Source organism: Cytobacillus kochii, from assembly GCF_020171845.1.
Taxonomy (GTDB): domain Bacteria; phylum Bacillota; class Bacilli; order Bacillales; family Cytobacillaceae; genus Cytobacillus; species Cytobacillus kochii.
Map to the genome: position 1 here is coordinate 218,316 of NZ_JAIVAM010000002.1, position 22,557 is coordinate 240,872.

At 37.3% G+C, this 22,557-nt stretch carries 18 protein-coding genes; 10 read left to right on the forward strand and 8 right to left on the reverse strand.

Annotated features, from left to right (window positions below; translation table 11 throughout):
- Window positions 1-20: 20 nt before the first annotated feature.
- The 4 genes from LCM23_RS02035 to LCM23_RS02050 all read right to left on the reverse strand — a co-directional run bounded on the left by LCM23_RS02035 (window position 21) and on the right by LCM23_RS02050 (window position 5,203).
- Window positions 21-1,175 (reverse strand): hypothetical protein, encoded by a 1,155-nt coding sequence (locus LCM23_RS02035; protein ID WP_224935144.1) that lies wholly within the window; start codon window positions 1,173-1,175, stop codon window positions 21-23.
- Window positions 1,176-1,536: 361 nt separating this feature from the next.
- Window positions 1,537-3,450 carry an acyltransferase family protein gene (locus tag LCM23_RS02040; RefSeq protein ID WP_224935147.1) on the reverse strand — a complete coding sequence of 638 codons (1,914 nt, stop codon included), beginning with the start codon at window positions 3,448-3,450 and terminating at the stop codon, window positions 1,537-1,539.
- A gap of 423 nt (window positions 3,451-3,873) precedes the next feature.
- Entirely contained in the window at window positions 3,874-4,716 is an 843-nt protein-coding gene (locus tag LCM23_RS02045) for a DUF3298 and DUF4163 domain-containing protein (RefSeq protein WP_224935150.1), read from the reverse strand.
- Entirely contained in the window at window positions 4,709-5,203 is a 495-nt protein-coding gene (locus tag LCM23_RS02050; RefSeq protein WP_095370192.1) for a sigma-70 family RNA polymerase sigma factor, read from the reverse strand. The genes LCM23_RS02045 and LCM23_RS02050 overlap by 8 nt, the downstream gene beginning before the upstream one ends.
- A gap of 168 nt (window positions 5,204-5,371) precedes the next feature.
- On the opposite strand from LCM23_RS02050, the gene LCM23_RS02055 reads away from it, so the two are divergent.
- Both LCM23_RS02055 and LCM23_RS02060 read left to right on the forward strand, forming a co-directional pair.
- A complete protein-coding gene (locus LCM23_RS02055) occupies window positions 5,372-5,995 on the forward strand; it encodes a Type 1 glutamine amidotransferase-like domain-containing protein (protein WP_224935154.1) in 624 nt (207 codons plus the stop codon).
- Window positions 5,996-6,022: 27 nt separating this feature from the next.
- On the forward strand, window positions 6,023-6,508 hold the full coding sequence (locus LCM23_RS02060) for a GNAT family N-acetyltransferase (RefSeq protein WP_224935157.1): 486 nt from the start codon (window positions 6,023-6,025) through the stop codon (window positions 6,506-6,508).
- Window positions 6,509-6,777: 269 nt separating this feature from the next.
- Here LCM23_RS02060 and LCM23_RS02065 read toward each other — a convergent pair whose 3' ends face one another.
- The 3 genes from LCM23_RS02065 to LCM23_RS02075 form a co-directional block, all read right to left on the reverse strand.
- On the reverse strand, window positions 6,778-7,356 hold the full coding sequence (locus tag LCM23_RS02065; protein WP_224935160.1) for a YdhK family protein: 579 nt from the start codon (window positions 7,354-7,356) through the stop codon (window positions 6,778-6,780).
- A 100-nt stretch (window positions 7,357-7,456) separates the two neighbouring features.
- Window positions 7,457-8,128: a response regulator transcription factor gene (locus LCM23_RS02070; RefSeq protein ID WP_095370188.1), complete on the reverse strand. Its 672-nt coding sequence runs from the start codon at window positions 8,126-8,128 to the stop codon at window positions 7,457-7,459.
- A complete protein-coding gene (locus tag LCM23_RS02075; protein ID WP_224935163.1) occupies window positions 8,103-9,479 on the reverse strand; it encodes a HAMP domain-containing sensor histidine kinase in 1,377 nt (458 codons plus the stop codon). Before LCM23_RS02075 ends, LCM23_RS02070 begins: the two co-directional genes overlap by 26 nt.
- Window positions 9,480-9,530: 51 nt before the next feature.
- Between LCM23_RS02075 and LCM23_RS02080 the strand changes: the two genes are divergently transcribed.
- From LCM23_RS02080 to LCM23_RS02095, 4 genes are all read left to right on the forward strand, one after another.
- The gene (locus LCM23_RS02080) at window positions 9,531-9,827 is read left to right on the forward strand and encodes a hypothetical protein (RefSeq protein ID WP_095370186.1); all 297 of its coding nucleotides are present in this window, start codon (window positions 9,531-9,533) and stop codon (window positions 9,825-9,827) included.
- A 578-nt stretch (window positions 9,828-10,405) separates the two neighbouring features.
- Window positions 10,406-11,296 (forward strand): cation diffusion facilitator family transporter, encoded by an 891-nt coding sequence (locus LCM23_RS02085; RefSeq protein ID WP_224935166.1) that lies wholly within the window; start codon window positions 10,406-10,408, stop codon window positions 11,294-11,296.
- 158 nt (window positions 11,297-11,454) lie between these two features.
- Window positions 11,455-13,179 carry an ABC transporter ATP-binding protein gene (locus tag LCM23_RS02090; RefSeq protein ID WP_224935169.1) on the forward strand — a complete coding sequence of 575 codons (1,725 nt, stop codon included), beginning with the start codon at window positions 11,455-11,457 and terminating at the stop codon, window positions 13,177-13,179.
- Window positions 13,172-14,983: an ABC transporter ATP-binding protein gene (locus LCM23_RS02095; RefSeq protein WP_224935172.1), complete on the forward strand. Its 1,812-nt coding sequence runs from the start codon at window positions 13,172-13,174 to the stop codon at window positions 14,981-14,983. Before LCM23_RS02090 ends, LCM23_RS02095 begins: the two co-directional genes overlap by 8 nt.
- Before the next feature lie 162 nt (window positions 14,984-15,145).
- Here the strand turns inward: LCM23_RS02095 and LCM23_RS02100 are convergent, their stop codons facing one another.
- Entirely contained in the window at window positions 15,146-16,549 is a 1,404-nt protein-coding gene (locus LCM23_RS02100; RefSeq protein WP_224935175.1) for a sigma-54 interaction domain-containing protein, read from the reverse strand.
- 218 nt (window positions 16,550-16,767) lie between these two features.
- Between LCM23_RS02100 and pruA the strand changes: the two genes are divergently transcribed.
- From pruA to nhaC, 4 genes are all read left to right on the forward strand, one after another.
- Window positions 16,768-18,315: an L-glutamate gamma-semialdehyde dehydrogenase gene (gene pruA / locus LCM23_RS02105; protein ID WP_224935178.1), complete on the forward strand. Its 1,548-nt coding sequence runs from the start codon at window positions 16,768-16,770 to the stop codon at window positions 18,313-18,315.
- Between the two features lie 77 nt (window positions 18,316-18,392).
- Window positions 18,393-19,592 (forward strand): ornithine--oxo-acid transaminase, encoded by a 1,200-nt coding sequence (locus tag LCM23_RS02110; RefSeq protein ID WP_224935182.1) that lies wholly within the window; start codon window positions 18,393-18,395, stop codon window positions 19,590-19,592.
- Window positions 19,593-19,997: 405 nt separating this feature from the next.
- Window positions 19,998-21,086, forward strand: coding sequence for an amidohydrolase (locus LCM23_RS02115; protein ID WP_224935185.1), 1,089 nt, complete (start codon window positions 19,998-20,000; stop codon window positions 21,084-21,086).
- 32 nt (window positions 21,087-21,118) lie between these two features.
- Window positions 21,119-22,546 (forward strand): Na+/H+ antiporter NhaC, encoded by a 1,428-nt coding sequence (nhaC, locus tag LCM23_RS02120; protein WP_224935187.1) that lies wholly within the window; start codon window positions 21,119-21,121, stop codon window positions 22,544-22,546.
- Window positions 22,547-22,557: the final 11 nt, after the last annotated feature.

A 22,557-nucleotide genomic window follows, 5' to 3' on the forward strand; every position in this document is an offset into this window, starting at 1 on the left:
AGGCAAAAGTGGTTTGTGTCTCATTTAAAAAGAGAAATAGGGATGAAAGCTTTAGCAAATGGTGTTTGCGAGTCGCTCAGATGGAAAATAGGAAACGAGAGGTGAGCAAATGGTGTTTGCGAGTCGCTCAGGTGGAAAACAGGAAACGAGAGGTGAGCAAATAGCGTTTGCGAGTCGCTCAGGTGGAAAACAGGAAACGAGAGGAGAGCAAAAAGCGTCAGCAAGTCGCTCAGGTGGAAAACAGGAAACGAGAGGAGAGCAAATGGTGTTTGCGAGTCGCTCAGATGGAAAACAGGAAACGAGAGGAGAGCAAATGGTGTTTGCGAGTCACTCAGGTGGAAAACAGGAGACGAGAGGAGAGCAAATGGTGTTTGCGAGTCGCTCAGATGGAAAATAGGAAACGAGAGGTGAGCAAATGGTGTTTGCGAGTCGCTCAGATGGAAAACAGGAAACGAGAGGTGAGCAAATAGCGATTGCGAGTCGCTCAGATGGAAAATAGGAAACGAGAGGTGAACAAATGGTGTTTGCGAGTCGCTGAGGTGGAAAATAGGAAACGAGAGGTGAGCAAATAGCGTCAGCAAGTCGCTCAGGTGGAAAACAGGAAACGAGAGGAGAGCAAATGGTGTTTGCGAGTCGCTCAGATGGAAAACAGGAAACGAGAGGTGAACAAATGGTGTTTGCGAGTCGCTCAGATGGAAAATAGGAAACGAGAGGAGAGCAAATGGTGTTTGCGAGTCGCTCAGGTGGAAAACAGGAGACGAGAGGTGAGCAAAAAGCGTCAGCAAGTCGCTCAGATGGAAAATAGGAAACGAGAGGAGAGCAAATGGTGTTTGCGAGTCGCTCAGATGGAAAATAGGAAACGAGAGGAGAGCAAAAAGCGTCAGCAAGTCGCTCAGGTGGAAAACAGGAAACGAGAGGAGAGCAAATGGTGTTTGCGAGTCGCTCAGATGGAAAACAGGAAACGAGAGGTGAACAAATGGTGTTTGCAAGTCGTTCAGGTGGAAAACAGGAGACGAGAGGTGAGCAAATAGCGTCAGCAAGTCGCTCAGATGAGAAATAGGAAACGAGAGGAGAGCAAATGGTGTTTGCGAGTCACTGAGACAGAAAACAGGAAATGAAAGCTGAGCAAAAGGGTATGGCGATTCACTCAGACGAGAAATAGTAAACGAAAGCAAAGCAAAAGTGATTTACACATTACGTTGACCGGAAACCGGTGCTTGAAATAGGAAAACAGATAGGACAAACATAGAGGTGAGAATAGATAGGAGTTCGCTGGAGGTAAGTATTTGCCTAGTTTTAACTGGAGCAACTTTTTCTTGTTACCTCTCTCAATAGATGCAGATATTTACTTTGAAGATTCTCCACCAGGTGAACGAGCAAACGGGTTACCATAGCTCACCATTTTAGAATAGGCACCCGAAAAAACACTTCTATATTTTTTCTCGGAATTTCACTCTCCACAATGGTTCAACAATTAGCATGCAACTGATATAAAAAGGCCGCTGAACATTTTTAGGTTCAGCGACACTTTGTTGATTATTTTTCTTCTTTGGATGCTCCAATATAGTTATTCATTTCTGTTTCGATTAGCTCAGCTAGTGATTCTGCCCCTGTTTTTCCTACATGGACGCCATCACCTCCGAAGTATTCGGGATGATTTTCTCCGAGTTTGTGCCAATCGACTAGTGTGACATGGTCTTCAACTTCCGCTTTTTCCAATAAAGCTTTATTTACATCTTCTTCCCATGAACGTGGTACCTTTGTATTTACAAGGTAAATATCTGCTTCACTAAATAAATCAACCAGTTCATCTAAATGCTTTTCACGGAAAAAGCCGTTTGTACCAAGCATGAAAATGATTGCATTTCCTTTTTGGTTAAAGGAAGTGTATTGCTGGCTAACATCGACTGCTTGATGAACTTGACGCCCTACCTTTGCATCAATCGTAATAGCAGGAAAGCGTAGCTGTAGACTTGGTGCAACATCAAGCATTAATGAATCACCAATGGCCAGAATTTGGTTATAATGCTCAGCGGCAGGGAGTGGCTCTGCCTGTTTTTCTGCTTCATTCTCAACTTCTTCCGTATCTTCTGTCTTCTCCTCTGGAGCTTCTTCAGAGGAGTCATTTTTCTCTGGAACATTCGAAGCTTCTTCTTTCGTTTCTTCTTTCGGTTGATCTTCACTGTTTTCTTGGGAAATAACTAACTCTGTTGGTTTCTCTTCTTGCTCTTCGCCCTTGACAACGCCCGTCATACCAGCAATAAAGATAATAGCTACTAATGGAACAAAAGCTGCACCAACTCTACACTGTACATTTAAACTTTTCCATTTGAGCGGATTTATTTTCTTGAAATTTTTAAAGAATGCTCTAAAACCATACTTTCTAATCGGTTGCTCTAAGAATCGGTAGGAAACTTCTGCTATTGCAAAAATAGCGATGAGCTGTAATAGCACTCTCCATAACTGCGGTGCCGCTATTTGGTCGAGAGGCGTTGTTAAAATAATAATTGGATAATGCCATAAATAAATACCATATGAGCGTGTACCAATCCACCTAAGTGGCTTCCATGATAGCCACTTGCTTAATATACTTGATGGGTGACAGACACAAGCAATAACAACCGCTGATAGGAGGGCAATAAGGAACAAGCCCCCAACATAAAGAAACGGATTATATTCATTAATGGTGAACATGCATAGTAACAAAATCACTAGCGCACCGACACTAGTTACATTAAGCGTTTGTTTTAGTTGGGGTGATAGCTTCTTAGCTGATAGCCTTTTCATTGGCCAAACAAGTGCTAGCCAACAACCAATTAATAATTCAAATGAACGTGTATCAGTCCCATAATAAACTCTGCTAGGATCACCATTGGGATCATATTGTAATGACATCCATAAACAAGATAATAAAGCGCCTAAAAAGATAATCTTTGAAACAGTTGCTCGGTGCTTGAAAATATAAATTAGAGCCGTTAGGGCAAGTGGCCATAATAGATAGAATTGTTCTTCAATCGCCAGTGACCATAGGTTTTTTATTGGAGATGGAGCTGCAAAACTATCAAAATAGGAAACCTCGTGGAAAATAAACCACCAGTTACTTACATAAAATATAGAAGCTAGCGCATCGCCACGCATAACGGATAACAAGTTTTGATGAAAAAGAACGACCCACACAAAGGTAATAAAAATCATTGCATAAGAAGCGGGTAATAAGCGGCGAGCACGGCCAACCCAGAACTTCTTCAAATCTAATTTCATGCTTTTGTTTTGATCCGGTAATAGAGTGGAAGTAATAAGGTAGCCAGATAGAACAAAGAAAAGGCTAACGCCTAAAAATCCACCTTCTGCCCAATCAAAGCGAAAGTGATAGGCGATGACGGCTAAGACTGCAATCGCTCTCAGTCCGTCGAGCCCGGTAATATAATGTGTGTGTGTCTTTTTTTTCATATGTACGTCCTCCATTTTTGATGCAATTAAACTCTAGCTGACGGAGGGAATCTTCCTCCGTTTTAAAGTGAACCTATAAATTATTTACTTATTTTCTATTAAACTTCATGTATATAAAATAGACGATGATTATGTCGTAATTAGTTTCAAAAAGCTTGTAAAAAAATTTGCAGAATAGCGATAAAAAAGCACTACAATTATTCATTTTACTCTTATTATGTAATGATTTGGATAGGTGGAAAGAATGATATATTATAAGGGGGAAAAGTCCTGTTTAATAGGGAAAAATAAGCAGTTAACAGGAGAAAAGAAGCTTGAAATGGTCATTTGAAATTCAAGTTTACAATTATGGCTTCTTCCCAAAAAGTAAGACCCCTCTTTTATAAGTAGGAGAGGCCTCATTTCTATTTATTCAAATCATACTTAGTTTATATAACGGTCACTTACTAGTATTTCATTGATGATTTCAGTTGGTATTTCAAACTGAACAACGCCCATATAACCAGGTGCCACTTCATATTCATCAAAAGAGATGATCAGGTGGTTATCTTCGTTGATAAAGAATGGTTGATCGCGATTAATAGTTGTAAATGATTCGACATCATCTAGCCAATAAATAAGATTTTCATCATTGGCCATATTCTGCTTCATTTGCTTTTTAATTTCTTCACTTATTACCTCTACATATGCTTCTGAAGTAAATAAACTAGGTAAAGTAATAACGGTTTGTAATTTTTTATCAATCGTAAGGTAATCTTTTTGTTCGTATCCAGATGCTTCAGCTTTAAACGTATTAAGTTCAATAGAAAGTATCTGATTATTTTCATTCACAATGGAGTAATCACTTTGAATAGCTAGATGACCGTTACTATCCGTATATTCTTGATATAATTGCTTTCCTTTTTCAAGAAAAGCTTGATTTAAATGAGTTTCTAGTTGGTGATTTTCTAGACCAGAGATTTCTGGTATCTCTACATCAATGGATTTACTTTCTTGTTCCTCGTGTATTTTATCAATGGTAATAACCTCAATAATTTGTTTTAAAATAGGTACTTCTGACATTGCTTTTGCCGCTTGAGGGCTAAAGTTTACTGTTGCTGTAAAAATACTCGCAGCTGCCACAATACTAGTTGGCCATATCCAACGCTTTTTCATATGCTTTTGTGGAGTGTGACCAGTTAGTGCACTTTCTATAATATCATCTAATTCTGTTGGTATAGGTATATCATTATATTGTCTACGCCATTCTTTCAGTCGGTTACTCATCCATTTCATCTCCTTCTGTCAGTTCAAGCTTTAATAATTTTAAGCCGCGATATAATCGTGTCTTGACTGTATTGACATTTTCATCTATTACAGTAGCAATTTCTTGAATCTTTAAGTCTTCAAAATAGCGTAGTAAAATGACCGTTTTATATTGTAAGGGCAATTGTGCCAATGCATCATGTAAGTCAAAATGCATATAATCATCATGTTCTCCACTTTGCAAATAGGTGATTGTGTCATGATCTGATACAGTCATGCGTTTATGCTTTTTTAAGAAGTCGAGCGATGTACGTACGATAATCTTATAGAACCAACTTCTTAATGCATCTACATTTTCTAATTTATTCATTGAAAGCAATCCTTTTTTAATGGATTCACTGACAATATCTAAGGCATCTGCTTGGTTTCTAACATAACTATAAGCAAGCCGGTAGTAATCTTGTTTATGCTCTTCAATCATTTGTACAAACAAATTTTGGTTATTCATCTTTCAAGGAGCTCCTTTTAAAAAACTTTGTACAATGGATAGACGATTGATCTCATAGAAAAAGTTTGTGCGGAAAAAAACTTTTTATTTATTCATTATGCTAATGTTTGCTTAAGAATAGAATTCGTAATGTAAAAGAAAAGTTGAAGAAACGGGGGGGGAGTGTTTATGGATCAACATTTATTTTTATTTGGTGGAAGTCCGCCCTTTGGAAGAATTCATGGAAAGCAGTTTGCTAGTCTCTGTAATCAAAAAAATGGACATGTGGCGATATTTTGTTTAAATCGTAAAGGCTGGCAAACTTATATGCCTAAATATCAGCATATTTTAGAAGAAGAAGGTGTAACTGATTTTCGCTATTATTTATTAGAAGAGACGAAATCAATCCGTAGTGAAAAAATAACTGGCATTATTATATGTGGCGGTGACACACTTTCCTATCATCACTATATCGTAACTAAAAGGGTAGGGGAGGAAATAAAGCAACTCTTTCAAGAAGGAGTGCCAATCGCAGGCTTTTCTGCCGGTGCTTTGATCTGCTCAGAATATTGTATGGTTTCCCCGAGCGATTATAAAGGAGATAAGCTGATGGTTTTAAATGGCTTAGGTATCTTACAAGATTATATTATCGCTGCTCATTATACAAAATGGAATGAAAAGCAGAACCTACTTGCTGTGATGACTGAAACGAAGACAGAGAAGGGGTTGGGCTTGGATGATGAAGCAAGTGTTTATTTGAAAAATGGCCATATTGAATCGTTAGAAGGTAAGAATGTACATATTCTTGACTAGTTATATCGAGAAAGGGTGGAGTTTTGAATGATAATCAAAGAGCTTTCCGTAGATGATGCGAAACAACTTGTACAATTAATGAAGGATGTAGAGGCAAGCAGTCCTTATATGTTGATGGAAGCAGGGGAAAGAACTTTAACAGTTGAAGGGGCAGAGGCCATTATTAATAGAGATCATATAACGGTTATTGGTGCCGAAGATGGAGAACGATTGATTGGGTATACACTTGTGATCAAAGAAACGGTACGAAGGAAAAAACATTGTGCGAGTATTGTTGTCGGTGTTCATAAAGATTACAGAGGAATGGGAGTTGGAGGACAATTATTACAGGCGGTACTGGCATGGGCCAATCAAGAAGCTATCATGCGGATTGAATTGACAGTAGTATCAGAAAATGAAGCAGCACTAGCGCTATACAAAAAAATAGGTTTTGAAGTAGAAGGGGTGAAACGAAGATCGTTATTAATGGACGGGGAATATTATGATGAGTATTATATGGGGAAATTATTTTAAAAGAATTGAATAAAAACAGAACAATCTATTTTTTTTAAAACCCTGTTTTTAAGGGATGTCTATAAAGGCAGATGATAGAACTCAAACTAATATAATATAGGACACGTGAAAACATAAGGGATAGGTAAATAGAAAATATCCACTCAAGTGGATACACCAGAATAGAATGAGCAAGTCCACATAACTCTTGGCGATTGCTAAAAGGTATGTGGACAAGATATTATGCTATGATTCCACTTTAGATTATACTAGAACCGATTTGCTCACCCTTATCTTTCTAGTTCAGCTTCCGTAACCCATTTATGGTTTTTGACTTTTTCCACACCATTGGTTGGCGTATAGTCAATCATATAAACGGTTGTGTCTTCACTTGAAGCGATGTCTACTTCGGCGCCCTTCATACCTTCCATATGATCAGCGGTAGTCACAGCGGTTTCTCCCTCTCGTAATGGTGCTTCACCTGGCTCTTCAAGCTCTTCATGAATAATCCATTTGTGATTTTTCACAGGGTCACCACCAGAAGTAGGGGTATAGTTTACGGCATAAGCGGTTGTATTATAAGCGCCAACAATCTTTGCCTCCGCACCTTCCATGCCTTCCATATGTCCATTTTTTATTGTAACTGTAGATCCCACAGCGTAAGTGGGTTCATCCGCTTTTTCTAGGCCTTCCGGGATTTCACCATCACTAGAATGATCCATTCCTTCATGGTCCATCTCTTCATGATTCATTTCTTCTTGTTCGTTCGTTTCATCATTAGTTGGTGATGGATCATTGTTGTTAGTACAAGCAGCTAAAAATACCATTGCCAACAAGGCAATTATTCCAAAGGTTAGTTGCTTTTTCATTTAGGTCATCTCCTTTAATGGATTTGCAATTATTATAAATCGTAAATTTGCAGATTATATGAAGGAATATTGTCTTCTTCATTCTGAACAAAAGGAAAGATTATGATACCCATTTATATCCAATTCCCCATACGGTTTGTAAATGCTGATCAATAGGGAAGTCAACTTCACGTAGCTTTTCTCTTATATTTCGTATATGTGAATCCACTGTTCGATCTTCGATATATACACCGTATCCCCAAATTTTCGTAATAAGATGTTCGCGAGAGAAAACATGATTTTGATGAGATAAAAAAAGCTCAAGTAACACAAATTCTTTTTGCGTGACAGGGATTTTTTTCTTTTGATAGTAAAAATCATAGGATTCCTTATTTAACTGTAGTTCTTTAAATATGATTTCACTGCCAGTTGATTTTGTCCTTCTTAAGACAGCTTCGATTCTTGCAATAAGTTCTTCTTCATCAAATGGTTTAGCAATATAATCGTCGGCACCAATGGTTAGCCCCTTAACTACATCTGGTTTACTTCCTTTCGCTGTTAACATAATAATCGGCACATCACTTTGCTGTTTGATCAATTGACATAGATCCCACCCGTCCATATCAGGCATCATTACATCAATGATAACTAGTTCAATAGCGTGATCTTCCATATAATTAAGCGCACATGCACCGGAAGTTTTTTTTATACAAGAAAAGCCGTTCTGTGATAAATATAGGTCTAATAGATCAAGCATCCGCATTTCGTCATCTACTAAAAGTATCTTTCTCATTTAATACCGCTCCTTTTAACATGATAGTAAAAGCTGTCCCGGTTTTTGTGTTGCTTTTGACCGTAATCTCACCATTATGGGCGTTGACTAATTCTTTCACAATCGAAAGACCAAGACCAGAACCTCCTTTACATGAATCGTTACTATATGTCCCACGATAAAAGCGTTTAAAGATATGTGGAAGGTCTTTTTCTTGAATGCCGCTCCCGTTATCAATCATTCTTAAATATAAATCTTTTGTATGTGTCCATATCTTTAATGTCGTTTCCGTACCTGTTTGACTATATTTCAAAGAATTATCCAAAAGGTTATAAAGCATTTGTTCTACTCTAGCAGAATCGATATTCACATTAATATCTTTTTGGGGCATTTCCACATGTAATTTCATGGATTGATGCAAGAAAGCTGGTTCAAATTTATGATGTAAATGGGCTATGAAGTCGCTTAACTGAATGGTTTGTTTCTTCATTTCAAAGCCGTATTGATCTATTTTAGCTAATTCAAATAAGTCTTCTACTAGCGTATTTATTCTTTTGGCTTCTTCCTGAATGATGGACAAATATTTATCACGTTCTTCAATGGAGAGATTCTTTCTTTGAACAATGTCCGCATATCCTTTAAGGTAAGTGAGCGGTGTTCTTAATTCATGAGAAATTGTAGCTAAAAATTGACTGCGTTCTTCCTTTAAATGCTTTAACTCACCTGCAAGTAGGTTGATGGTTTTTGCCAGTTTACCAAGTTCATCATTTCCTATATCAGGTAGAGATATGGAGAAATCGCCACTTTTTATTTGTATCGTGGCTTCTTTCATCTTATTAAGCGGTCGAACTAAAGCGATAGAAAGCAATATTATAATCACAATCGTTAAGATAGCTGTGATTAATCCGGTAATAAAAAAATGATTATTTAAGCGATCAATCAGTGTTTGAATAGAATCAGTGTTTTGAAACATGAAAACGTATCCTTGATTAGGTATAGAGCTTACAGTTACAATATAAGGTTGATTTTTCCAATCATTTTCTACGACACCGTTTTGTAGCTTCATTCCTGATGAAATTATTTTTTTCATATCAATTGAAAGTGAGGAAGCAAGTACACTTCCCTTTAAGTTTGTAACCATCACATCCGTATTGGCTTCCTTTTCCATCAGGGCTACATGCTCAATTGTATCTGCTTCAAAACTGGTCTTTAACGTGTCTCTATGAGCGTCTCCTCTAGATTGTAAGGAAAAAAGTTCCTCTTCCACTCGCGACTCAACTAAGGAAGAGTGAAGAAAGAAAAATAGAAAAAGTTCTAAAGTAAATATAATCAAGAAAAATATAAGTCCTAGTTTTACGGATAAATTCTTCATAGCATCACCTATCGCATATTATAGAGAATAGTTGTGGAGAATGTGTGCAGAGTGACTTGTCATATCTTAGCTTGTTTCGTACATAAGTATAGAGCAGAAAGCAAAAGAATAGTCACTTTCGGAGTGGAAGGTTGTGAAATGATGTACCGTGGTAAAAATAAATTCACCTCAATTATTATCGTGCTTGCTTTAACACTAATGATATATTTAATTATGAATGTATTTAAGCATACCGATGTCTATATCGTATATCGAGCAGGAATTGGGACATTTGTAATCACGGGGTTTATCATTACTGCCATTGTTGTTCTATATATAAAGGGAAATTCATTTGGTAAAAGACGATAGAAAGGGAGAGGTAATTCAAGTTTAAAAATTTACGTACTTCCTGTATGCCTAAGTTCCTTTTATTGTCCTTGCATACTTTATCATATGCTGGTTGAAGATTGGCATGGAGAATAAGTAACGGAGATTTACTCAAAAGGGTTTGAATTTGTTCAGAACTCAAGAAGAGAAAAATAGCTAGAAGTTTTAGCATATTGGCACACGAGAAAAGGAATGTACGACATGATACGTGGTGTATCATATGCATATCTAATCTAATACAAAGCAAGATTTTGTCTTGCCATACTTAGAGGCTTCCAAATATCTAGTTGGAAGCCTTTTTTGTGTAGATATAAATTAATCTTCAACAATTATAAGGGGTTCAATCTATGTATGAAAGGTGTGATTCTGGAGACATTATGTGAATACGATGCAGGGGCTAGGAGGATTGTAGATATGTTTGGATTACCGATAAAATGTTTGCCTCTTTCAACATTTTTTTATTATCCCTATTTAAATTCAATTAGCCAAAAAGGTTGCTATAGACCCACTCGACTAGTGATTGCTATGATAAATATAGCTATTGAAGGGTGTGTTTTTTAGTGGATGAACAAAAATATAAGAATTTAAAAATTGGTGAAAAAGGTGCAAAGTTAAGTATTATTGTCTACATCATACTATCGGTTTTTAAGTTGACCGTTGCCTATATGACAAACTCAGCTGCGCTAAAAGCAGATGGATTAAATAATGTGACAGATATTATTGCGAGTATTGCCGTATTGGTGGGCTTAAGAATTTCACAACGGCCTCCAGATAAAGATCATAAATACGGACATTGGAAGAGTGAAGCAATTGCCTCCTTGATTGCTGCTTTTATTATGTTTGCTGTCGGTGCAGAAGTAATTATTGGAGCGTTTTCCTCTTTAGTAAATCAAACTTCCGAAGTTCCTCATGCGATTGCTGGATATGTGGCTTTATTAGCTGCTGCAATTATGTTTGTTGTGTCTACTTACAACCAAAAGTTAGCAAAAAGCATTGATAGTAAATCACTATATGCAGTGGCAATGGATAATCGCTCTGATGCTCTTGTTAGTATTGGTGCTGCAATTGGTATATTTGGATCTCAACTTGGATTACCTTGGTTAGATACTGTGACAGCTGTAATAGTTGGGTGTTTGATTGTGAAAACAGCTTGGGAGATCTTCAGGGACTCTACACATCAATTAACAGACGGCTTTGATGAGGATAAGATTGAGGAATATGAAAATGCCATTCATGCGATTGAAGGTGTGAAAGAAATAAAGGAAATCAAAGGGCGTTTGTATGGAAATAATATCGTTGTAGATGTGATTATTTGTGTAGAAGGAACGATGGATATTAATCTTGCCCATGATCTTGCTACATTAGTTGAAAAAGAATTAATCGAGAATCATCATGTTTATGATGTCCATGTTCACGTTGAGCCTCATGAAACTTGTGAAGATGGGGGCTAATCGTAAATAAAAGAAGCTCATCTGAATAAATTCGGGTGAGCTTTTTTACTATTGTAGAACAAAACAATTTACAAAAGGGGAAATTCTAATTGACCAAATACAGTCAGTAAGCGTTAAAATAATTAAGTTAGAACAACAAGAAATAGAGGAGAGAATGGATGCAATCATTTGGAAAATTATTAAATTACATAAAGCCATATTGGTTTTTTGCTTGTTTGGGCCCTTTATTAATGTTTATTGAAGTAAGTATGGATTTACTTCAGCCCACAATCATGCAACATATGATTGATGACGCAATTGCTAATAATAACACGGAGCTGACGATTCAGCTTGGTATTTCTATGATCATTGTCGCCATCATCGGATTAATTGGTGGGATTGGTTGTTCTATTTTCAGCACAAAAGCTGCTGTCCATTTTTCAACAGACATAAGAAAGGATGTATTTAATCGTATTGTCCAATTTTCAAGTAGGGACGTGGATCGATATGGTTCGGGCAAGCTCATAACGATTGTAAGTAATGATATCAGTGTTTTACAGCGTGCGATATTAATGACGTTAAAAGTTTTTGTAAGGGGGCCATTATTGTTCATAGGCAGTGTCCTAATCGTCTTTTTTACTGCAAGAGAACTTTTTCCAATTGTGATGATTGCTGTGCCGATTTTATTTATTATTATTATTTATTTCACAAGAAAATCAGCAGCTTTATTTAAAAAAGTGCAAGAAGCAATCGATGTCATCAATACGCGCTTACAAGAAAATTTAGCCGGCATTCGCGTTGTTAAAGCATTCGGAAGGGAAAACTATGAAAAGGAGCGCTTTGCCGAAAAAAACAGCATGTTAACGAAGGTCAATATTTCTGCAGAACAATTGATTGCTCTCATGATGCCATTGTTGCTTTTTATTGTGAATTTAGGCATTGTGGCTGCTTTATGGCTTGGTGTAATAAAGGTTGATGGAGGAGCAATTGAAGTGGGAGCAATCCTTGCTTTTATAAACTATATGACAATTATTATGAATGGCTTGATGTCCAGTAGCCATGTGTTGATGTTGATAACAAGAGCTTTCCCTTCAGCTAATCGCATACAAGAAGTACTCACGGTTGAGCAAGATATGGTTGACGGTGAATATACCATTGTTAATCAAAAAGAGGATCATTTACTATTTAAAGATGTTGCTTTTAGTTATAGCAAAAATGGGGAGTATGTGCTGAAAAATTTGAACTTCACTATTCAACGAGGTAAGACATTAGGCATCATCGGTCCAACTGGTAGTGGAAAGACAACGATAGCCAAACTAATTCCTCGATTGTATGATGTCGATCATGGGCAAATCTTTTTGAACGGTGTTGATATAAAAAATTACACCAAAGAAACGTTACGGAAACAAATCGGTTTTGTCAGCCAACGTGCACTATTATTTTCTGGTACTATTGCAAACAATTTAAAAGATGGGAAAACCGATGCATTACTAGAAGAAATGAAACAAGCGGCAAATGATGCATGTGCAGTCGAGTTCATTGATAAATTGGATGAAGGTTATGAGTATGAAGTGGCGCAAGGAGGGAAGAATTTTTCCGGTGGTCAAAGGCAAAGACTTTCCATTGCTAGAGCATTTATTAGGGAGCCAGACTTGCTCATTCTTGATGACTCAACCTCTGCCGTTGATGCACTATCTGAAAAGAAAATTCAACAAGCATTAAAGCAGCGTCATTCGACGAAAATTATTATTTCATCAAAGATATCTTCCATAAGAGAAGCTGATGAGATTCTTGTTCTTCATGAGGGTGAGGTTGTGGCTAAAGGTAATCATGATATGTTGTTAGAAGAAAGTGGAGTGTACAAGGAGATTTACCAAACACAAGGGGGAGCCGGCCATGAATAATCAACCAAAAGAACAAAAAACACTAGATTTTGGCCGAGGACCTAGCCGCATGAATGGGAAAGGTGCAACACCGAAAAAATTTACAGGGACATTGCTACGTATATGGCAGTATATGAAACAACAAAAGTTAAGAATGATACTTGTTGTTTTTATGGTGTTATTATCAACTTTATTTACATTAGCTGGTCCTTATTTAATCGGTGTCACTATTGATGATTATATTTTAAAAGGTGATATTACAGGTACCATTGTCATGTCCGCCATACTTGCATGTATATATATCCTTATATCTATTACCACATGGGCACAAGCGCTCATAATGGTAAATGTGTCATTATTAACAATAAAAAAAATCCGCCAGGAATTATTTGATCAGCTCCAAAGTTTATCATTGAAATTTTTCGATAAGCGTTCTTATGGCGAACTAATGAGTCGAGTAACAAATGATATTGATCAATTACATGCAGCACTTAGTCAAAGTGTGATTCAAATAGTTTCATCCGTTTTAACCATTACCGGGGTAGCGATAGCGATGATTGCTTTAAATGGTGTGATGGCCATTGTGGCATTCTTGGTGATTCCACTTATGTTTTTAGCAACTAAAGCGATTGTGTCTTATAGCAGTCATTATTTTTCTGCGAGACAGCGAGATCTTGGCGAAGTGAATGCGAAAGTGGAGGAGTCAATCTCTGGATTGGAGATCATTTCATTATATGGCAAAGAGGATGATGTCCTTACTTCTTTTAATCATCAAAATGAAGCGTTACGAACTTCTTCTATTCGTGCTGAAATATCTTCAGGGTTTCTTGGCCCAGTGAATAACTTTATGAATAACTTGGGGTTGGCCTTTATTATATTTACAGGCGCGTTACTAGCGATTGTAAATATGGCTTCTATAGGGATGATTGCATCATTTGTGACGTATTCTCGTAATTTCTACCGTCCAATTAATCAGTTGTCAAATTTGATTACCACCTTCCAATCAGCCATTGCTGGTGCAGAGCGTGTATTTGAAGTTTTAGATGAAAAAACTGATATAGTTGATAGACCCAAAGCTCTGAAGGTGTCTGCATTGGTAGGAAATGTTGAATTTAGGAATGTTTCTTTTGCTTATGAGAAGAAAGAGGTTTTATCATCGCTTAATTTTAGTGTGAAAGCTGGAGAGACCATCGCCATCGTTGGTCCAACTGGTTCGGGTAAAACAACAATCATTCAATTACTCGCTCGTTTTTATGATGTTACAAAGGGTGCAATCTTTATTGATGGTGCAGACATAAGAGACTATGAAATCCGTCTACTTCGTACAAATATCGGAATCGTCCTACAAGATTCTTATTTATTTTCTGGAACAGTTATGGAGAATATTCGTTATGGGAAGCTTAAAGCAAAAGATACAGATGTTATAGAGGCAGCCAAGCTTGCGTCAGCTCATGCCTTTATAAAACATCTCCCTAAAGGATATGATACGGTAATAGCAAGTGGCGGCAGCAATTTAAGTCAAGGTCAAAGGCAGCTTCTTTCTATCGCAAGAGCTATGCTTTCGAATCCCAATATTCTAATTCTAGATGAAGCCACATCGAGTATTGATACACAAACCGAAATTCAAATTCAAAAGGGGTTAGCACAATTAACGAAGGGGAAAACGACATTTGTCATTGCCCATCGCCTCAAAACAATTGAGAATGCCAATCATATTATGGTCATTAAGGATGGAGAAATCGCTGAACAAGGGACTCATCAGCATTTGTATAATGAAAAAGGTGTTTATGCAGAAATGTATAACCAGCAGTTTTTAAGTCAGTGATGTTATATATACACAATAATAAGGTGAAGGATTAAACGAGCACAAATGATTAACTGGTGTTATTAATCCATATTGTTCACCTTAATCAATATCTTATATAGAGAGGATTGTTCGTCCAAAGGAGGACCAACATCCTCTGTTTTATTTAGAACATGCTATTAGTCATGTTAAACGGTGTTTTTTTATCCTGTATTGTAGATTTTGTCTACTCATCCCAAGTTCTTTTGCCGTATTGGTAATATGGTGCTGGTTTCTTATAAGTGCTTGTTGAATAAAATGGCGCTCGGCTTTTGTTAAATAGTCATTTAAAGTGTGGCCAATGTGTTCATGCTTATTACTGTCGACAGGGTGATCGAATACTTTCTCTTTTTTTAAGAATGGTTGAGATTGTAATCGATGTCGATAATGAAAAGGTAAGTGATGATAGGTAATCGATTCTTCATATTCGATTAAGTTCATTGCGCCTTCAATAAGATGCTCTAGCTCTCTGACATTACCTGGCCATTCGTAATGAAAAAAATTTGATAAAAGGGATGGATCAATATCTTTTACGCCCATTGCAAACTTCTCATTGTATTTATGAATGAAATGGTATGCCAGTTCCTCTATGTCTTCTCTTCGCTCTTTTAACGGAGGGATGGATAAAGAAACAACACCTAACCGATAATATAAATCTTTTCTTAAATGTCCATTCGTAATGGCTTCAATCGGATCCTCATTGATTGTAGCAATAATACGGACATTAAATGATCGGTCTCGTGTATCTCCCACCCGCCTTACTTTTTTCTCTTGTAGAACTCTCAATAATTTTGCTTGTAAGTGTATATTTAAAGAATTAATTTCGTCTAGTAGAAGTGTACCACCTTCTGCTTCTTCAAATAATCCAGGCCTTTCGATTGCGCCGGTAAATGCCCCTTTTTTTGTGCCAAAAAGCAAGCCTTCTATTAAATTATCTGGAATGGCTGCACAGTTTTGCGAAATAAATGGTTTATGTGCCCGCTCACTTGCGTTGTGAATACTCTGAGCAAATAGTTCTTTTCCTGTACCTGTGTCACCGATGATTAAGATAGAAGAATCCGTTCGCGTTGCTCTTTTACTTGCTTCGATCACATCACTTATGGCTGGGCTATGGCCAATGATACTTTGGAAAGTAAAGCGAGTTTCTTCTCTTTGTTGTCTATTCTCCCTGATTAACTTTTCTAATTTTGTAATATCACGGGCAATCTCCATTGCGCCAATACGCTCGTTTTCGTAGAAAATAGGTAAAGTATGGTTAACCGTAGTAATTTCTAGTCCTTGATTATTGTAATAACTTTGCTTTGCGTTCTCGATTTTAATGCCTTTTTCAACAGCTTCAAGTAAACGACTTTCTTCATTATGTTCAAATGAAAAGACATCATGTAAGTTTTTATATAGTACGTCGGCTTTAGCCATCCCTTCAATTTCAGCCATTTTCCGGTTATAAATGACCGTATTTCCGCCTTCATCAACGACGTGGACACCAGCGTCAATTTCATCTAAGACTTTATCATAATAGTAATTCATTCGTTTTAGAAAGTTGTTCATGAATGTCCCTCCTGTAATTATTTATTATACACATTCGCAAAAATATTTTGCAGGAGATAGAAAAATATTTTTGCGAAAAGAAAAATATTTTTGCACCTAATAGGATAAAAATATTGTTAATTCGCATTTTTAGTAATTGGCACGTTATTTGCAATAATAATGGGGAACGATAAAAAATAGAATAAGAGAAATACAATATAGAGTAGGAGGAATTTCGAATGGTACAGCCATATAAACATGAACCATTTACTGATTTTAGCGTAGAAAGTAATCAAGCCGATTATTTAAAAGGACTCGAAACGGTTAAATCCTATTTAGGTCAAGATTATGATTTATTAATTGATGGAGAAAGAATCGCTACAGATGAGAAAATCGTATCTATCAATCCAGCAAATAAAGAAGAAGTCATTGGTCGTGTGTCAAAAGCCAATCAAGCATTAGCAGAAAAAGCAATGCAATCGGCTGTGAGGGCATTCCAATCTTGGCGTAAAGTAAAGCCTGAAACGCGTGCCGATGTTTTGTTTAAAGCAGCTGCAATTATTAGAAGACGTAAACATGAGTTTTCTGCTCTAATGACAAAAGAAGCGGGTAAGCCTTGGAATGAGGCAGATGCTGATACAGCAGAAGCCATCGATTTCTTAGAATATTATGCACGACAAATGCTAGCGATTAAAGATGGTGTTCCTGTCAATAGCCGACCGAATGAATACAATCGTTATGACTATATTCCACTTGGGGTAGGAGTTATTATTTCTCCTTGGAACTTCCCGTTTGCCATCATGGCTGGTACAACAGTCGCTGCAATTGTGGCGGGTAATACAGTGCTTTTAAAGCCAGCTTCAACTACACCAATCATTGCGGCTAAATTTGTAGAGGTATTAGAAGAAGCTGGATTACCTAAAGGCGTACTTAACTTTGTACCAGGAAGTGGTGCAGAGGTCGGTGACTATTTAGTGGACCATAAGGATACTCGTTTTATTTCATTTACAGGCTCAAGGGATGTTGGTCTTCGAATTAACGAACGTGCATCGAAACTAAATGAGGGGCAAATCTGGATTAAACGTGTGATTGCTGAAATGGGCGGTAAAGATACGATTGTTGTTGATAAAGATGCTGATTTAGAGCTTGCTGCTCAATCAATCGTCGCTTCTGCTTTCGGATTTTCTGGACAAAAATGCTCGGCCTGTTCGCGAGCAGTCATTGTAGAAGATGTTTATGATCAAGTACTAGCAAGAGCAGTAGAAATCGCGAAAGATAAACAAGCGGGTAATCCTGAAGATCGAAGTAACTTTACAGGGCCGGTTATTGATCAATCAGCGTTTAATAAAATTATGAGTTATATTGAAATTGGAAAAGAAGAAGGAAAGCTTATGCTCGGTGGTGAAGGCGATGATTCTAAAGGTTATTTCATTCAACCAACGATATTTGCGGACCTAGACCCACAAGCGCGTATCATGCAGGAAGAGATTTTTGGTCCAGTAGTCGGTTTTACAAAGGCAAAAGACTTTAATCATGCAATCGAGATTGCAAACAATACAGAATATGGCTTAACCGGAGCTGTTCTCACGAATAATCGTGAACATATCCAACAAGCAAGAGAAGATTTCCATGTGGGTAATCTCTACTTTAATCGTGGTTGTACGGGTGCAATTGTTGGTTATCAGCCATTTGGTGGTTTTAATATGTCAGGTACAGATTCAAAAGCAGGCGGACCAGATTATATTATGCTTCATATGCAAGCAAAAACAACGTCTGAAATGTATTAAAGTCAATCAAGGTTAGAAAGGGATGATTATCCCTTTCTAGCAATCTATTAATCAAAACTGGAAGGATGTCGATAAAGATGAAAAATACAGTACAAACAAAACACCTGATCGAACAATCTGAAAAATTTGGTGCGAATAACTATCATCCACTACCAATCGTAATTAGTGAAGCTGAAGGGGTCTGGGTAAAAGATCCTGAGGGTAACAAATACATGGATATGTTAAGTGCTTATTCAGCAGTTAACCAAGGACATCGCCATCCGAAGATTATTCAAGCGTTGAAAGATCAAGCAGAACGCGTGACATTAACATCAAGAGCTTTCCATAATGATCAATTGGGTCCTTGGTATGAAATGATTTGTGAGTTAACAAACATGGATATGGCTTTGCCAATGAACACAGGTGCTGAAGCAGTGGAGACAGCTATAAAAGCAGCTCGTCGATGGGCTTATGATGTAAAAGGAGTTGCTGAGAACCAAGCAGAAATCATCGCTTGTGTAGGAAACTTTCACGGCAGAACGATGACAGCTGTCTCCCTTTCTTCAGAAGAAGAATACCAAAAAGGTTTTGGCCCGATGCTTCCAGGAATTAAGCTAGTTCCTTATGGAGATATTGCTGCGTTAAAAGCTGCTATTACGGAAAATACGGCTGCATTTTTAATTGAACCGATTCAAGGGGAAGCTGGAATTGTTATTCCTCCAGAAGGGTTCCTAAAAGAAGCGCGTGAATTATGTAAAGAGAAGAATGTCTTGTTCATTGCCGATGAGATTCAAGCTGGGCTTGCACGCTCTGGAAAAATGTTTGCTTGCGAATGGGAAGGCGTAAGTCCTGATATGTACATTCTAGGTAAAGCTTTAGGTGGTGGGGTCTTCCCTATTTCTTGTGTTGTTTCAAGCAAGGAAGTTTTGGGTGTCTTCAATCCGGGCTCACACGGTTCAACATTTGGTGGGAACCCGATGGCATGTGCGGTTTCTATGGCTTCCATTGAAGTAATTAAAGAAGAGAAACTTGTAGAGCGCTCTTTAGAGCTAGGTAACTATTTTGTTGATCAATTGAAGGAAATTAAAAATCCAATGATTAAAGAAGTGCGTGGACGTGGGTTGTTTATCGGGGTTGAGCTTACTGAACCCGCACGTAAATATTGTGAAGCGTTGAAAGAAGAAGGGCTTCTTTGTAAAGAAACACATGATACGGTTATTCGTTTTGCACCGCCACTTATTATTTCTAAAGAAGATCTTGATTGGGCAATTGAAAAAATAGTAAAAGTTTTAGGATAAGACAGTTTTTAATAAATTATTAGAATAATTTTTCTATATATGATATTATCTTAATAATCACTTTAATGCTGTAGAGGAGAAAGATACAATTAATCACTTTTATCTTTCTCCTAAACCTTTATTTCATGGAAGTTATCAAACTTTTAAAAACGTAAACGCTTTCTTTTTTTAGAAAAATCCTGATCGCATTTGTTTATTGGTAAAGAGTATTCATTAATAAAACATGATAGTAATATAACTTATTGCAAACAAATTCAGCTAGAGATTTCTCACCAAAGAAGAACTGGCCATACTGTTCATTCGTGAGAAGTCCTTGTACATATGTACAAGGCTTTTTGTGTATCTATAGAGTCAGTCAAAGGTGAATTTTTGTAAAATTTTCTAAAATCTAAAAGGGATGATTTTATGATCTATAAAGATCAAATTCAAGAATGGTTTAATGAATTTCATAACCATCCAGAACCTAGTTTTAAAGAGTATGAGACAACCAAAAAAATTGTATCTATACTGAGTGATTTAAAGGTTGATTATCAAACTTTTGGGGATTTAACTGGTGTAATAGCAGAGGTGGGAAGTGGAGATGATGTAATTGCTGTAAGGGCGGATATAGATGCCCTCTGGCAGCAAGTAGATGGTATGTATCGTGCTAATCACTCATGTGGGCATGATGCACATATGGCTATTGTTTTAGGTAGTATTCTTTATTTGGATAAGCAAGCTTTAAGTAAGCGCATACGTTTTATTTTTCAACCAGCTGAAGAAAAAGGAAATGGATCTCTAGAAATGATTAAGCATGGCGCGATGGAAGATGTCACACATTTGTTTGGCATCCATCTCAGACCACATGAAGAATTATCTTTAGGACAAGTATCACCATCCATCCATCACGGAGCATGTGTCACATTAGAAGGGAAAATTAGTGGTGAAGATGCCCATGGCGCCAGGCCTCATCAAGGAAGAAGCGCAATTGATGTAATTGCTACGATTTATCAATTTTTAAAGAATATCTATTTGTCTCCGTTTGATGCGTATTCTGTCAAATTAACTAACATTCAAACAGGTGGAGAAAGCTTAAATATCATTCCAGGTCATGCCACCTTTGGTATCGATATAAGAGCGCAAAAAAATGAACAATTAAAAGAGATACAAACAAAAGTGAGTAAAGGGTTAGGCGATATTGCGGCATTGTTTGATGTCGATATTTCTTTTAATTGGAAAGATTATACCCCTGGTGCAGTCGTCTCTGAACAAGCAGAGGAGATGGCAATACGGGCAATAACAGAGGTATTAGGTTCAGAAGGGGTGGCTCCCCCACTCATTACCCCGGGAAGTGATGACTTTCATTTTTATACAATCAAACATCCAAATGTCCATGCAACAATGATTGGTTTAGGTGCTGACTTAAAGCCGGGATTACACCACCCGCAAATGAATTTTAACCATACAGTATTGGACCAGGGTGCTCGAATAGTAGCAGCCTTATTGAAAGCGTAATTAAAGTGAAAAATATAAATGGGAGGATTTCTATGAAAAAGGATCAGAAAATGACATTCGGTATGGCGCTAATTCCATTAGTTGTCATGATAGTAACAATGATGATTGCAGTTATTTATTTAGAACAAGGACCTCATATTCCATTAATTATTGGAACAATTACGGCTGCATTAGTTGCTTGGAAAGCAGGATATAATTGGAAACATATTGAGGAATCGATGTATAAGGGGATTAAACTGGCATTACCTGCAGTTATAATTATTATGTTAGTTGGTTTAGTCATCGGCTCTTGGCTTGGTGGCGGTATTGTCGCGACAATGATTTACTATGGATTAAAGATCATCACCCCATCTTTGTTCCTCGTCTCTATTACGATTATATGTGCAATCGTTTCTTTATCTATTGGCAGCTCTTGGTCGACAATGGGAACGATTGGTGTAGCGGGAATGGGCATAGGCATGAGTATGGGCATCCCAGCTCCGATGATAGCTGGTGCGATTATTTCAGGCTCTTACTTTGGTGATAAGATGTCTCCGTTATCAGACACAACAAATTTAGCATCCGGCTTAACAGGCACTGATTTATTTGATCATATCAAACATATGTTATTTACGACCGTTCCTGGTATTATCATTGCATTAGGAGTTTATTGGTTCTTAGGAAAAGACTTTGGTAAAGGAGGAGCCAATCCAGCAGAAATTAATCAAACGATTCTTGCCTTACAAGATTCTTTTGTTATTTCACCATGGTTATTACTTGTTCCCCTTGTAGTTATTATTATGGTAGCAAGAAAAGTTCCGGCAGTACCCGCATTAATTGTAGGTATCCTCCTAGGTGTTCTTTGTCAAATCTTTGTACAAGGTGGTTCGCTATCTGAGGCAGTATCAGCTTTACAATCCGGTTACAAAATTGAAAGTGGAAATGAGATGGTTGATGGTCTCTTTAATAGAGGAGGTCTCGATTCGATGATGTACACCGTCTCCATGACGATTGTGGCCATGACGTTTGGTGGAATATTAGAAAATACAGGTATGCTACAAGCGATAGTCAATCAAATCTTAAAGCTAGCTAAGTCAGCAGGTAGTCTTGTTGCAACCACTATTGTGTCTGCCTTTGCAACAAATGCGACGGCATCAGAGCAATATATTTCAATTGTTGTTCCTGCAAGGATGTTTTCTAAAGCATATCGCGATAAAAATCTGCATTCAAAGAACCTATCAAGAGCACTAGAAGACGGGGGAACTTTAACCTCTGTATTTATACCCTGGAATACATGTGGAGTGTTTATTCTTGCCACACTCGGAATAGGTGCATTAGAGTATGCACCCTATGCTATCCTGAATTTCATCGTTCCGATTATTTCTATCATTTATGCTTTTATAGGTTTTACCATTGTTAAAATCACTGATGAAGAGAAAAGGGCATTGGAAAAAGAAGAAGAAGCATCATTAAATGCATAAACATAATGAAA